Genomic DNA, 14,320 nt, shown 5'->3' on the forward strand with positions numbered 1-14,320 from the left:
GCAATTCGGATTTACGCCTGCTCCGCGGCGGTTTTATCCAGAACCTGAATGATGTCTTTGGTCGACACCCGGTTGCCCGTCTGCGCGGCCCGGTAGATGGCTTCGATCAGCTGCACGTCGCGCATGCCCATCTCGCCGGGTACGGTCGTTTCCTGATTGTTCAGGATGCAGTCGGCAAAGGCGTCCATCTGGCGGGCCTGCTGGTTCAGGTTTTCCAGTTTCATCTCCCCTTTGCTGGTCGTGCCTTTCAGGCCATCGTACTGGTAAGCGGGCTCCAGGGCAAACCAGCCGCTGGCGGCTTCGGCCCGGAGGATGTTGTACTTGTCGTTGTAACTGGTCTTGCAGGCCGCCACCGTGCCGTCCGGGAATTCCATCTGAAAATCGACGCCCTCTTCCACCTCGCTGAATTTTTCCTTGTCCGTAATAGGATGAAATTTGGCCGTTACCGAAACCGGCACCTGCCCTTTCGTGTAAATGGCCCCCTGAATGCAGTACACGCCCACGTCGGGCAGCGGACCGCCGCCGCTAAGTCCCTTGCCCAGCCGCCAGGGGGTGTCCATGCCCTGTTTCTGGCCGTTCTGGGCGATGATCCGGTTTACCTTACCGAATTCCTGCGTTTGCCCGAGCCGCATCATCTCCCGGTTGAACGGTTCAAAGTGCAGCCGGTAGCCGATCGACAGCTTTTTGCCCGCTTTCCGGCAGGCATCGATCATTTTCTGGCAGTCAGCGGCATTGGTGGCCATCGGTTTTTCGCAGATGACGTGCTTTCCGGCCTGCGCCGCCCGGATGACGTATTCGGCATGCAGCGCGTTGGGAAGCACCACGTAGACAATGTCGATGTCCGGATTATCGGCAATCCGGTCGAAGGTCTGGTAGTTGTAGATATTCTTGTCCGGAATGTTATACTCTTTTTTCCACTTCTCGGCCTTCTCCGGCGTGCCCGTTACGATACCCGCCAGTCGGCACAGCTTGGTTTCTTTGAGGGCCGGGGCCAGCTCGCCTTCGCTGTACTTGCCCAGCCCGACGAGGGCAATGCCGAGCGTCCGCCCGCCCGAAGCATCCGCGGCTTCCTTTTTTTCGGACGACTGGCTCTCGCCGCCACCGCAGGACGTGAGCAGAGACATGGCGGGCAGCACCAGCGCCGACGCGCTGGCATACCGGATGAAGTCGCGGCGGACAAGGCGCCGGTCAGGAACGTAAATCGGGGTTGTATTCATAACGCTGATGGACTGGCCGACCGAGGCCGGACCGATTAATTCTCTGGTTAACCGGCTGATTCGAAGAATGTTCGACCGAGTCCGCCCCGACGCCCGACAGAGCGCAACGGAGCCGGTGAAAAGCGGTAACGGCCCCGGCCCGGGTCGCAGGGACACTTATCCACAGGAGGGCACAGGATGAGAAGGCCGCTTTTTTGTCCTTTCTTGTCAAAAACCCTCACCCTTCTCCATGTCACACCCCAAAAAAGATTTATCCAGACGGGATTTTCTGCAAGCCTCCCTTGCGGTCGCGGCCGGTACACTGGCTTTGCCTGCCTACAGCAGCGCCCGGCTGTCGCTGCCGCTTGGCGTTTGTGCCCCGTACGAAAAAGCCGCCCTGCTCAAAGACCTCGGCTATGATTTTGTCGAAGAAAATGTCGGCCGTTTTCTGCTGCCCGAAGCCGACGAAGCCTACAGCCAGAACCGGCAAAAGCTGGCAGCGGGCCTTCCGGTGCGCTCCTACATTTCGTTTTTTCCGGGAAGTCTGAAATCCGTCGGGCCGACCACGCACCACGAAGCCATTCTGCAACGGGCCGACAAAGCGCTGCAGCGGGCGAAGGAGTGCGGCTCGAAAAACATTGTCTTCGGCAGCGGCGGCTCCCGGGCCATTCCGGACGGCTTCGACCGCGAGACGGCCAAGAAGCAGCACATCGAACTTTGCCGGAAAATGGCTCCGCTGGCCGAAAAACACGGCGTTACGCTGGCCGTCGAACCGCTGAACCGGGGCGAAACCAACTTTATCAACAGCCTCGCCGATGGCGTCGAAATCATCCAGGCCGTGCAGAATCCGTGGTTTAAGCTGCAATGCGACATTTACCACATGCTGAAAGAGGACGAAAAGCCGGAGGAAATCGTGCGGTTCAAAGAGTTTATCGTTCACTGCCACATCGCCGAGAAAGCCAAACGGACGGCCCCCGGCATCGCGGGCGACGACTTCCGGCCGTATTTCCGGGCTTTGAAAAAAATCAATTACAAAGGCGGTCTGTCGCTGGAATGCAACTGGACCAATTTTGACGAAGAGGTAAAACGCGGCATCGACGTGCTCAAAAAGCAACTGAGCGAGGTTTGACCGGACGGCCATCCGCAATTGTATTTTTTTGTAACCATTCTATCCTTCAGGGGTTTCATGATGACAACACGTTATGAAACCCCTATGCGTTACTGGCTGCTTCTGACCTGGGTAGGTGCTCTTTTCTGGTTGCATCCGGCCTTGAGTCAACCCCGCCCCACGGACTTCATTCGCGAATTATGGTACAAGAATGGCGTCATCTATAATCTGGACGTCAAGGTCTTCAACGACTCCAACGGCGACGGCATCGGCGACTTCAACGGCCTGACGGCGAAGCTGGATTACCTGAAGGATTTAGGCGTTACGGTCATCTGGCTGGCGCCGTTTCAGCCCAGCCCCGGCGAAGACGACGGCTACGATGTCAGCGACTTTCTCGGCATCGACAAACGGCTGGGCACAACGCGCGATTTTCAGAACTTCATGCAGCAGGCCAAACGGCGGGGTTTTCGGGTGATGATGGACCTGGTCGTCAACCACACCTCCAATCAGCACCCGTGGTTTCAGCAGGCCCGGAAAAGCAAGTCGTCGCCTTTCCGTTCGTGGTACGTCTGGTCCGAAAAACGGCCGCGCGATGCCGACAAGGGCATGGTCTTTCCCGGCGTTCAGAAGGAGACCTGGAGCTACGATTCTCTGGCCGGCGAATACTTTTTCCACCGTTTTTACCGCTTTCAGCCCGACCTCAACGCCCAGAATGCGGCCGTGCAGGCGGAAGTCCGGAAAGCCATCCGGCACTGGCTGGCGCTGGGTCTGGACGGGTTCCGGCTCGATGCCGTGCCTTTTTTCATCGAAGTTCCCGGCACCAACATCGAGAAGCCCGAGCACCAGTTCGACCTCATGTACTGGCTGCGGCAGTACGCGCAGTGGCGAAAAGGCGATGTGGGGCTGCTGGGGGAAATCAACGTCGAACCGGGCGAAAACAAGCAGTATTTCGGCGAAAATGGGCAGGGACTGCACATGCTGTTCAACTTTTACGTCAACCAGTTTCTGTTTTACTCGCTGGCTTCGGGAGAGGTCAAAACGCTGCTGGAAGCCCTCGAAAAAACCAAAGAACTGCCAGCGACGGCCCAGTGGGCCCATTTTCTGCGCAATCACGACGAGATTGACCTCGCCCGCCTTAGCAACCGGCAGCGCGAAGCGGTCTTTGCCCGCATGGGACCGGACAAAAACATGCAGCTCTATGACCGGGGCATCCGCCGCCGCCTCGCTCCGATGCTCAGCAACCCGCAACAGCTCCGGATGGTCTACAGCCTGCTTTTTTCGCTGCCCGGAACGCCCGTGCTGCGGTATGGAGAAGAAATCGGCATGGGCGACGACCTGCGGCTGAAAGAACGGTTTTCGATCCGGACGCCCATGCAGTGGAGCAGCGCCCGTAACGGCGGCTTCTCGACGGCCGCAAAGACGCTGCGCCCCGCCATCAGCGGAAACGAATACGGGTACCAGCGGGTCAACGTTGCGGCCCAGCGGAAAGATTCGGCCTCGCTGCTCAACCACATCCGGCACCTCATCCGGCTGCGCGGACAGTATCCTGAAATCAGCCGGGGCGAGTGGCGGCTGCTGGAAAGCGATTCGCCGCACGTGCTGGCGCTAGCCTACGAAGGAACCGGGCGCACACTGGTCACCTTGTTGAATTTCAGCGACAAACCGCAAACCGCCCGGTTTAAGCTGGCCGGCAAAACAATCCGGACGGTCTTCGCCGAAGGTTCCGCCCGACAGAAGGGCAGCGCCGATTTATCCGGCCTCGAAATGCCCGCTTACGGATACCGCTGGATACAGGTCCAGCCCTGACATTAACGCTATTCTGCCATGAAAACGCTGACTTTCAAAACAAACATCCATGAACCGGCGGCGGTCGAAGCCATCACGCAGTCGCTGAACGCCATTGAACCCATCGACGGCTGGCGTCTGGAAACGGAGCGCCCGGACGGACTGCTGACCATCCAGACCATCGACAACCGGATTGCCGACCAGGTCGTTGAGGCCGTCGCCAAAGCGGGGTACAAGGCCGAGTGGATTCCGGAAGCCTGAATCATCTCTCCGGACTTTTCCGGCGCGTTTCGGGGCGTTCTCCGCTGGGCAGTCGCCATTCCCGCTGCGGGCCGAAGGGCATTTTTAGAAGTGCCCCGACCGTCAGTTCGCGCTCGTCCCGGTAAGCGGGAACGCCGAGGGTCAGTTCGTGCTGGGGAATGTCCAGGCGGTGCGTGCCGTGCAGGCGGTCCCACCACGAAAATAGCGTTCCCCAGTTGGAATCGAACTCGTCCCGCACGATGGAATGATGAATGCCGTGCATCCGGGGCGTGACAACGACCGCGTTGAGCCAGCGTTCGAGCCGGGCGGGCAGCCGCCAGTTGGAATGATGAAACTGCCCGGCCGTTTCGAAAACGACTTCGTACGCCAGCGCCGCCCAGAAACTGACTCCGAAAAGCAGCACGACCGCCGCCCGAAAGGGCACACTCAGGAGTAGTTCGCCAAAATGAAACCGGATGGCCGTTGAGACATCCATGTCCAGGTCGGTGTGGTGGACGTTGTGAAACCGCCAGAGCAGCGGCACTTTGTGCGTGGCATAATGCCACCAGTAGTACGCGTAATCGAAGGCGGCAACCCCAAGCAGGCCGCCCATCCAGGGCCAGTAGCCCGTTTGGGGAATCAGCCAGTTGAGCAGACCCACCCCGTGACGGTCCGCCCAACTGGCCACCAGCAGCGGGATGGGCAGCAGCAAAAGCCGAAGGGTCAGCAGGGCGGGCATGGAAAGGCCAATGTTTCGCATCAGGCGGCCCATCGTACGGAGCTGCTGGCGGCGCAAAGGTCGGCGGGCCTGAATCCAGAGCAACACGCCGAACACCAGCACCAGCCACGGGGCTCCCGCAAAATCGAACGCCGGAATCTGAAACATTGGCCCTTTTCTGCCTTACGCCAGCGCGTCCTCGACGGCCGCCTTGGCGTTGTAATACGAACCTTTCAGCGAATCGACCACCGAGTCCACGGCGTTTTCCACCGAGTCGGTCACCGACCGGGTTTTCCGGTTAAAGCGTCCGGCGTTCCAGCCGTTTCCGTTGAGGTTGATGTTCCGGAAACGGCCGTTACGCCGTCCCGAAGAGGCCAGCAGGATGCCGCCGATCACCAGGGCCGTTACGCCCAGCGCCAGCACGAGGGTCGAGGTCTTGTTCTCCTCGTTCGCTTCTTCCTGACTCTTCATCAGGTTGCGGGCGTTCTGGGTCACCATCTGGTCGGGCATGAAGTGGGAGGCGGCGGCCATCACTTTCGTCTTCAGCCCGGCGGCAACCTTGTCCTTGCCGCTCATCAGGGCGTCGTAACCCGCCTGGGCCACGTCCGCCGGATTCATCGACCGGGCCTGTTCCTGCGCCACCGTATGCGTCGCGCCCGCTTTGTTGAAAAAGTCGGTATCCGTGGCGGGCGGCATCAGCACCGTCACGGTGATGTCCGTGTCTTTCAGTTCGTTATGCAGGGCTTCCGAAAACGAGTACACGAATGCTTTCGTCGCGGCGTAAACGGCCATCATCGGGTTGGGCATCACGGACGCAATCGAGCCGAGCATCAGGATCTTTCCTTCGTTGCGCGGCATCATGTCCCGCAGGTACAGCTTCGTCAGGTGCACCAGCGACTTGACATTCAACTGGATGATCGCCAGTTCTTTCTGCAGATCAGACTCGTTGGCAAACATGCCGTACTCGCCTACGCCCGCATTGTTGACCAGCACATCGACCTGCAACCCCTGCGCGGAGGTTTGCTCGTAAATTTCATCGGCGGCGTTGGGCTGCGTCAGGTCCTTGCTGATGACGGTGGTTTCGATGCCATACTGGCGCTCAAACTCCTCCGCGACCTGCTGGAGCGTGTCGCCGCTGCGGGCCACCAGGACCAGATTGTAGCCGTCTTTAGCAAAAAGATTCGCCAGTTCCCGGCCGATACCGCTCGATGCGCCGGTTACCAGCGCGGTTTTTCCTGTTTCGTTCATGGTGTTGATATTTAGATGGTTAATTTCTCAAACTGTTTTTTTCTCGCAGATTTACTCAGATTGTTAACGCAGATTTACTCAGATTTTTCAGCGAAAATCTGCGTTAACAATCTGCGTGAATCTGCGAGAAACTCACCCCTTAAACCGTCTCCAGCGAAGCCAGCAACACCTTATCCAGGTGAATAGGCAGGTCGTGAATCCGTTTGCCGATGGCGTGGTAGATGGCGTTGGCGATAGCCGCAGGCATAGCCACCAGCCCCACTTCGCCCACGCCTTTCGCGCCCAGCGGGTTGACCACCGTGTCCGTCTCCTCGACAAAAATCACGTCCATGTCCGGCACGTCGGCGCAGACCGGGATGTGGTATTCGGCCAGATTGTGGTTCATGAACCGCCCGAACCGGTGGTCCATCTTGCTGTCTTCCTGCAGCGCCGAACTGATGCCCCAGACCATCGCGCCAATAATCTGGCTGCGGGCCGTTTTGGGGTTCAGAATCTTGCCGGCGGCCACCGCACTCACCGCCCGCGTGACCTTGACCACCCCGAGTTCTTCGTCCACGGTCACTTCGACGAATGCCGCCGCGTGCACGTTGCGGGCGTATTTGTAATGTTCGAGCACGTTGGGCAGGGAAGTGGCCGTTTCCCGCACCGCCCGCCCGCCGTTCCGGGCCACAATCTCGCGCAGGGCGACAGCCACCGACGGGTCGCTGGTCAGCTGCATCTGCCCGTCCACAAACCGGACCTCCTCAAAACGGGCCCGGGCGAACGGCGACTCCGGCATCTTCCGGGCCATGCCGAACAGCGTTTTGCCCAGTTCTTCGCAGACTTTTTTCACCGCCGAGCCGACGGTCGATGCCGTCCAGGAACCACCCTGAATGGGTGCCAGCGGCATTTCGGTGTCGCCGAGCCGGAAAATGACGTCTTCCACCGGCATGCCGAGCGTGTCGGCCGCGATCTGGGTCATGATGGTGTACGTACCCGTCCCGATGTCGGCGGTGGCGCTGCTGACGCGCAGTTTTCCGTTGACGGTCAGCACGGCCTCCGCACGGGCGGGCACCTGGGCGGCGTCCCAGATTCCGGTTGCCATGCCCCAGCCGACCCATTCACGGCCGCGCTGCATCGAGCGGGGCTGCAGCGGGCGGTCGGCCCAGCCAAACCGTTCGGCACCCTGCCGGAAACATTCGCGCAGTTCTTTACTCGAAAACGGCTTTTTCTCGGTCGGGTCCGTTTCGGTGTAATTTTTCAACCGCAGCTCGACCGGGTCCATGCCGAGTTTGTACGAAAGCTCGTCGATGGCGCTTTCGATGGCGTGCATGCCCGTCACGCCGCCCGGGGCCCGCATGTCGAGCGGGGTAAACAGGTCGAGGGACTTGAGTTTGTACGAGAGCGTGACGTTGTCGGAGGCGTAGAGCTTGCCGGTCCAGTTGACGACCGTTTCGGTATAATCCTCAAACTGCGACGTTTCGGCGATGGCTTCGTGCTCGATGGCGGTCAGCGTGCCGTCGGGACTGGCCCCGAGCCGGACGGTCTGCACCGTTTGGGGGCGGTGGCCGAAGCTCCACATCTGCTGCCGCGTGAGCGACACCCGCACCGGGCGTTTCAGGTCCAGGGCGGCCATCACGGCCATAAACAGCTGGTATTGCGGCCGCAGACCCGAACCGAACGCCCCGCCCACGTACGGCGACACCACGCGGACCTTCTTCATCGGCAGGTTGAATGCCTGGGTCACGTAGAGGTGGCTGTTGGTGGCACCCTGGGTTTTGTCGTAAATGGTCAGTTTGCCGTTGCGGTGGTAGTCTACCGTCGACGAAAACATTTCCATCGGATTGTGGTGCTGCGGGCCGTGGACGTATTCCGCCTCCATTTTAACCGGAGCATTCAGATACGCTTCTTTCGAATTGCCCCAGGGTTTGGGCGGCATCGGTTTGAAGACGTTCATCAGACCCGATTCGGGTTTGCGGGCGGCCGGTAGGTTCGAGAGCAGATCCGTTTCGTGGGGTTCCTCTTCATAAGACACTTTCACGAGGGAAGCCGCGTACCGGGCAATTTCGAACGTTTCGGCCACTACCAGCGCCACCGGCTGGCCGTTGTAAAGGATTCGGTCGCCGTGCAGTGGCCGGAAAGGCGAGCCGGGCGGGGCGTCCTGGTCTTTGTAACTGAGGTCGAGCCGGGCCGTCCGGGGCCGGTTCTCGTGGGTAAATATTTTAATGACGCCGGGCAGCATGGCGGCGCTCGTATCAATGCCCGTGATGCGTCCTTTCGTGATTCCGCCCGAAACCACCACGCCGTAGGTCAGGCCCGGAAGGTTGAATTCGGCGGCATATTTCGCCTTGCCCGTTACTTTTTCCCGCCCGTCGACACGGTTTATGGGTTTTCCGATTGAGTTCATAAGGAGCTTGTTAATGACGAATGAACCGCGGCGGACCGCAATGAATGCTCCGCTTTTCTAACCTTGTTGGAGTCAGGCAGCGCCTTCATTGCGGTCCACCGCAGTTCATCATTCCTCATTCATTAGTCATTCATTAAAACCGCGTCTTCCAGCGCCCGCACAATCGCCCGGTGCGCCAGTTCGATTTTGAAGGTATTGGAACCGTGGCCCACGGCTCCTTCCAGCAGCGCATCGGCCACGGGTACGAAGTTTTCGCGAACGGCGGATTTGCCGATCAGCAGGTCTTCCGCTTCGGTTTTTCGCCAGGGTTTATGCGCCACGCCGCCCATCGCCAGCCGGGCATGGCGAACGATGTCGCCGTCCAGTTCCAACCCGACCGCTACCGACACGAGGGCGAAGGCATAGGAGGCCCGGTCGCGGACTTTCAGGTATTTGTGATGACCGGCAAAGCCGTTCGGCGGCAGGTCGATGGCCGTCACCAGCTCGCCGCGCTCCAGCGTGTGGTCGCGCCAGGGTTCGTCGCCGGGCAGCCGGTGGAGGTCGGCAATCGGAATGGATCGGTCGCCGGATGGGCCGCTGATCTGAATGACCGCTTCCAGGGCCGCCAGCGCCACGCACATATCGGACGGATGAGTGGCAATGCAGTGCTGGCTTTCGCCCAGAATGGCGTGAATCCGGTTGTAGCCGCCGATGGCTCCGCAGCCCGCCGCGCCGTTGGCCGTACACTGACGTTTGTTGCAGGGCGTTGCCGCGTCGTAGAAATAATAGCAGCGAGTGCGCTGAAACAGGTTGCCGCCGTTGGTCGCCATGTTGCGCAGCTGCGCCGAAGCGCCGGCCAGAATCGTTTTTGAAAGCAGCGGATAGCGTTCCGTCACCAGCGGGTGATACGCCGTGTCGGCATTGGTCGCCAGAGCCCCGAGCCGCAGCCCGCCCTCCGGCAGTTCTTCAATCGTGTTCAGCGGCAGGCGGTTGATGTCCACCAGACGGGAAGGCCGTTCGACATCCTCCTTCATCAGGTCGATGAGGTTGGTGCCTCCGGCAATGAAGCGGGAGTCCGGCCGGGCGAGTTCCAGTACGGCCTCTTCGGTATCGGAGGGCCGGGCGTAGGAGAAAGGGCGCATGAGTTTAGTGGTTGGGTTCGGTTGGCATGACAGCCATGATGGCCTCGACGATATTCGGATAAGCGCCGCAGCGGCAGAGGTTGCCGCTCATCAGTTCGCGCACCTCTTCTTTGGTATGGGCGTGCCCTTCGGACAGCAGCCCGACGGCCGAGCAGAGCTGGCCGGGTGTGCAGTAGCCGCACTGAAAGGCGTCGTGGTCGATAAAGGATTGCTGGAGCGGATGCAGGTCCTCGCCCTTCTGGGTGTCGGCCAGTCCTTCGATGGTCGTGATTTCGTGGTCCTCGTGCATGATGGCGAGGGTCAGGCAGGCGTTGATGCGTTTGCCATCGACGAGTACGGTACAGGCTCCGCACTGGCCGTGGTCGCAGCCTTTTTTGGTGCCCGTCAGGCTGGAGTATTCGCGGAGCGCGTCCAGCAGCGTCGTCCAGGGAGCCAGTTCGAGGCGGTACTCCTGCCGGTTGATCCGGAGCGTTACCGGCTGGGGAGAGGGAAGGGCCTCCGGGGCCTTGTCAACCGCCGGCAGGATTAGCGTAGTCTGCATAGTTTTTCAGGAAGCTGAGTATCTGGCAGAACCGCCGCGCCGGTCAGTTGTTCAGGAATAATTAGTAAAAGTCCTCATTTTACTAAAAGGATATTTCCGGATGAACCAGCGCCATCGGACCGAACCGGCGTCGGCAGAAGGTGCGCTGGATAAGGAAAAGCAGAATAATTTTCACTTTTTAAAACCAAAAAGTAACCGCCCGGTTCCAAAGGGGAGATACAACTCACTTTCTTTCACACAACTCAATCTGTTATGAAACAGCTTATCCGCACGACAAGACGGATGACGTCTCCTTTTTGTTCTTTTGTAACCCTTACTCTATCGGTTAAGAAATTTTCCGGATTTGGCCTGACCTTATTTCTGCTGGTGCTGATCGGCTGTCAGGATCACCCGGCACTCAACCCCCAAACGCCTTCACCCGGCCAGAATATCCGCCCGAAAAGTCCGAATCCCGACTGGGCTCCCAACATCGACCCGCCCATGTGGGCTGTTATTGAAGAACTCCTTCGGCTCAACCCGACTCCGCTCTGGCAACTGACGCCCCAGGAAGCCCGCCAGCGGCCAACGGTCAAAGACGCCGTCAACAACCTGCTGAGCCAGAACAACATTGCCCCGCCGCCCGTCAACGTGACGATTACCGAGCGCACCATTCCCGGTTGGAACGGCGCTCCGCTGCGGGCCAAAATCTACACGCCGAAAACCGGCAGCGGACCGTTCCCCGTCATCGTCTATTTCCACGGCGGCGGCTGGGTAATTGCCAATCCGGACGTGTACGAGGCCTCGACCATTGCACTTTCGCAAAACACGGGGGCGGTGGTTGTTTCGGTCGAATACCGGAAAGCACCCGAGTTCAAATTCCCGACGGCGCACGAGGATACCTACGCTTCGTATGTATGGGTCCGTAACAACGCCGCCTCGCTCAACGGCAACCCGGCCAAAATTGCGGTGGCGGGCGAAAGCGCGGGCGGCAACATGGCCGTCACGACCAGTCTGCTGTCGAAAGAGCGCGGTACGCCGCTGCCGGTGCACATTCTGTCGGTTTATCCGGTGGCCAACAACGACCTTAACACACCTTCGTACCAGCGTTTCGCCAATGCCAAACCGCTGGACAAGCCGCTGGTCGAATGGTTTGTCGATAAATATTTCAACAGTCCGGCTGATGGGGATACGAAGCTGATTTCGCTGGTCGATGTGGCCGACCTGAGTGGTCTGCCCCCGACGACGATCATCGCCGCCGAGATTGACCCGCTGCTGAGCGAAGGCAAGCAACTGGCCGACAAAATGCAGTCGCAGGGTGTGCCGGTGGCCTATCAGTACTACGAGGGCGTCACGCACGAGTTTTTCGGCACCTACGCCATCGTGCCGGATGCCGCCCGGGCGCAGGATTTCGCCGCCAGCCGCCTGAAGGAAGCCTTCCGTTAAATCGGGAGTCCCCGGTAAAAAAAGCCCACGGTTTCAACCGTGGGCTTTTTTTACCGGGGACTTTTTTACCACCGTTTCCGAACGCTGAAAAAACCACCCGCTGCCGCTGGGAACATGCCTTTGCCATCAACGGCCAGCGACGTGGTCAGCACGGTATTGGGCCAGCGGGAAAGCGGAATTTCGGCCCCCGCCAGCGCCGAAAACTGACCGATGGCCGCGGCGTACGGCACCGGAATTGTCCCGAAATTCTGGCTGTAGGAAGCCCGCAGGGTAAGGCCGACGCGGTTCTTCACCAGGCCCCGGGCCCCGGCGTACCACATCCGGACGCGGTTGTTCGGGAAGAAGCCGCCGCTTTGGGCCTGCACTTCGGGCCGGTAATTGGTGATAGGCGCCAGAAACGGCGTGCCGATGCTGCGGTTCCGGTACGACCACCCTTCCTTGTACTGCCCGTGGTTGAAATAATTGTCCGCTCCCTGATAGCTGGAGCCCGGAACGTAGAACGTGGAAGCCGTCTGGTCGACGGTCATCAGGTATTCGAGGGTCAGGCGCTCCAGCCGAAAGGCGGGCGAGCGGGTCAGGGGCGGCACATTGGCCCAGCTAAAGCCCCAGAGTCCGTCCGGGAAGTTCATGAACAGCAGGCTCGACACGTCTTCGTACGGATGCTGGTGGTAGAGCATGAGGTTGCCCTGCCGGGTGTTGAACTCCAGTCCAAAGTCGTAGCTGCCGAGGTGATTGCCGATTTTATAGCTGTCAAAGCTGATATAACCACGTTCGGCCCAGTTGCCGGGCACAATGGCCGAGATGATAAAGCCGTAGTCTTTCAGGGAAGAGGGCAGTTTGCCGTTAGCCGAAAGCCCGGCCGGTCCTTTCAGGTATTCGGCTTCGCCGCCCCACTGTACCTGGTGGTTGATGCCCGCGTGCACTTTCAGCCGCGACCGGGGCTTGCCGAATCGCAGGTACAGGTGTTTCTGGTGCAGATAAGCCCCCCGGATATACGGCACGTTGAACCAGGCGTGGCCGAAGGAGGCACTGACGGCCACAAACCGGCCCAGAAACGGCAGGGACGCATAGCCCCGGGTACCAATCTGAATTTTGGGAATCGGCAGTGCATTTCCGGAACCAATCAGAAACCCGGAGGTCAGGGTCGTATCGCCCAGCCCGATGACTTCCCGCCGCCGACCGCCGAACAGCTCGATCATCCCGTATTTGACTTTTACAAACGCCTCGGGCAGCAGAAGCCCATTTTCGCGTCCGGCATTGACGACCGGGTTGACCACAAATCCCCAGTCGAAGCGCCGGGCGGCGCGGGTCGTGTCCAGACGGCCGTATTCCCGCCGGAGGCTGGCCCGCAGCGTGACGATGGGCGATTCGAGAGGAACAATGCCGTACAGATTCGTTCGTAGCCAGAAAGGCGTCGCCCGGTCCGTCGAAACGAGGCCCCCGGCCTCTACTTCGCCTTGAACCGAACGGCCCGGAAATCCCGACTGGGCCAATCCGGGGCCGCAGCCAAGCAGGGAGAACAGAGCGGGCAGGAGGAGCCGGAACGCATTTCCCGTAAAAGTTACCTTCATGCGGTGTGATCAGGACAAAAAAATTCGCTTTGCCGAACAGGTTCATTCAGCAAAGCGAATTAAAGCCATTTGCCGGTCTGACCGACAGCGATGGGAATATGCTTGTGTTAAATATTATTTAGTGACCGAAACCCGGCCTTCCATCGAGTGATGGAGCAAGAGCGTATCGGCGGGCTGCTCTTTCAGCCGCGAATCTGCCTTGTCACCGATCGGGCCTTTGCCAATGGTGATGCCACCGTCCACCTCGTAGATGGCCCCGGTCACGTAAGAGGCTTCGTCGGAGGCCAGAAACAGGTACACGTTCGCCACTTCTTCGGGTGTTCCCAGACGGCCCAGCGGCGTGGCCTGGGTGTTCGTTTTTTCCATCTCCTTGTCCATGGGGCCGGTTTCGGCATGCGTCCAGGCGGTGTCGATGGGGCCGGGCGCGACGATGTTACACCGCACGCCGAACTGCGCCTGCTCGGCCGCGAGGCCCTTCGTGAACGCGTGGTTGAACGCCTTGGTGCCGCCGTAGGGCGCATTTTTGGGAATGCCCAGCAGGCCCGCTTCCGAGCCGGCGGTCACGATATTGCCTTTCGTTTTCTGCAACTCCGGCAGGGCCGCTTTCGACATCATGTAGGTCGTTTTGCAGTTATTCCGGAGCAGAAAGTCAAAGGATTCTTCGGTGAAGTCCGTCAGCGCGTTGGTTTCCGGGAAGACCCCGGCGTTGTTGATCAGCACGTCCAGTTTACCGTACGTGCTCACTGCGAGATCGACGCAGGAGCGCGCTACCACCTCCCGCGACAGGTCACCCTTGAACGCCGTCGCACTGCCGCCATGCTGGTGAATTTCGTTGACGACGGCATCCACCGGGTCGTCGGCCATGCCGGCCACGATGACTTTGGCCCCTTCCTGGGCGAATTTTTTGCAGATGGCTTCCCCGATGCCGGTGCCTCCGCCGGTCACAATGGCGACCTTTCCTTCCAAACGCTTTTTCACTTGTCT

General features: G+C 59.8%; 12 protein-coding genes. 4 read left to right on the forward strand and 8 right to left on the reverse strand.

The annotated features are described in order from the left end of the window. Positions 1–11 precede the first annotated feature (11 nt). Complete coding sequence (locus tag ORG26_RS10030) at positions 12–1,217, reverse strand: Gfo/Idh/MocA family protein (protein ID WP_266368890.1); 1,206 nt, start codon at positions 1,215–1,217, stop codon at positions 12–14. 229 nt (positions 1,218–1,446) lie between these two features. On the opposite strand from ORG26_RS10030, the gene ORG26_RS10035 reads away from it, so the two are divergent. The 3 genes from ORG26_RS10035 to ORG26_RS10045 all read left to right on the forward strand — a co-directional run bounded on the left by ORG26_RS10035 (position 1,447) and on the right by ORG26_RS10045 (position 4,350). Further along, on the forward strand, positions 1,447–2,325 hold the full coding sequence (locus ORG26_RS10035; protein WP_266368891.1) for a TIM barrel protein: 879 nt from the start codon (positions 1,447–1,449) through the stop codon (positions 2,323–2,325). Between the two features lie 84 nt (positions 2,326–2,409). Then, positions 2,410–4,110, forward strand: coding sequence for an alpha-amylase family protein (locus ORG26_RS10040; RefSeq protein ID WP_266368893.1), 1,701 nt, complete (start codon positions 2,410–2,412; stop codon positions 4,108–4,110). Between the two features lie 18 nt (positions 4,111–4,128). Continuing rightward, positions 4,129–4,350, forward strand: coding sequence for a copper chaperone (locus ORG26_RS10045; protein ID WP_266368896.1), 222 nt, complete (start codon positions 4,129–4,131; stop codon positions 4,348–4,350). 1 nt (position 4,351) lies between these two features. Here ORG26_RS10045 and ORG26_RS10050 read toward each other — a convergent pair whose 3' ends face one another. From ORG26_RS10050 to ORG26_RS10070, 5 genes are all read right to left on the reverse strand, one after another. Next, positions 4,352–5,215 carry a sterol desaturase family protein gene (locus tag ORG26_RS10050; protein ID WP_266368897.1) on the reverse strand — a complete coding sequence of 288 codons (864 nt, stop codon included), beginning with the start codon at positions 5,213–5,215 and terminating at the stop codon, positions 4,352–4,354. A gap of 15 nt (positions 5,216–5,230) precedes the next feature. Continuing rightward, complete coding sequence (locus tag ORG26_RS10055) at positions 5,231–6,295, reverse strand: SDR family NAD(P)-dependent oxidoreductase (RefSeq protein ID WP_266368899.1); 1,065 nt, start codon at positions 6,293–6,295, stop codon at positions 5,231–5,233. A 139-nt stretch (positions 6,296–6,434) separates the two neighbouring features. Beyond that, positions 6,435–8,681 (reverse strand): xanthine dehydrogenase family protein molybdopterin-binding subunit, encoded by a 2,247-nt coding sequence (locus tag ORG26_RS10060; RefSeq protein WP_266368901.1) that lies wholly within the window; start codon positions 8,679–8,681, stop codon positions 6,435–6,437. A gap of 122 nt (positions 8,682–8,803) precedes the next feature. After that, positions 8,804–9,802 (reverse strand): FAD binding domain-containing protein, encoded by a 999-nt coding sequence (locus ORG26_RS10065; protein ID WP_266368903.1) that lies wholly within the window; start codon positions 9,800–9,802, stop codon positions 8,804–8,806. Between the two features lie 4 nt (positions 9,803–9,806). Then, a complete protein-coding gene (locus ORG26_RS10070) occupies positions 9,807–10,343 on the reverse strand; it encodes a (2Fe-2S)-binding protein (protein ID WP_266368904.1) in 537 nt (178 codons plus the stop codon). A 252-nt stretch (positions 10,344–10,595) separates the two neighbouring features. Here ORG26_RS10070 and ORG26_RS10075 point away from each other — a divergent pair, with 252 nt between their 5' ends. Then, a complete protein-coding gene (locus ORG26_RS10075) occupies positions 10,596–11,765 on the forward strand; it encodes an alpha/beta hydrolase (RefSeq protein WP_266368905.1) in 1,170 nt (389 codons plus the stop codon). Between the two features lie 65 nt (positions 11,766–11,830). Here ORG26_RS10075 and ORG26_RS10080 read toward each other — a convergent pair whose 3' ends face one another. Then, positions 11,831–13,336, reverse strand: coding sequence for a capsule assembly Wzi family protein (locus ORG26_RS10080; RefSeq protein WP_266368906.1), 1,506 nt, complete (start codon positions 13,334–13,336; stop codon positions 11,831–11,833). A 114-nt stretch (positions 13,337–13,450) separates the two neighbouring features. Next, the gene (locus ORG26_RS10085; RefSeq protein ID WP_266368907.1) at positions 13,451–14,314 is read right to left on the reverse strand and encodes an SDR family NAD(P)-dependent oxidoreductase; all 864 of its coding nucleotides are present in this window, start codon (positions 14,312–14,314) and stop codon (positions 13,451–13,453) included. Positions 14,315–14,320 lie beyond the last annotated feature (6 nt).

Origin of the sequence: Tellurirhabdus rosea, assembly GCF_026278345.1 — a bacterium.
Lineage (GTDB): Bacteria > Bacteroidota > Bacteroidia > Cytophagales > Spirosomataceae > Tellurirhabdus > Tellurirhabdus rosea.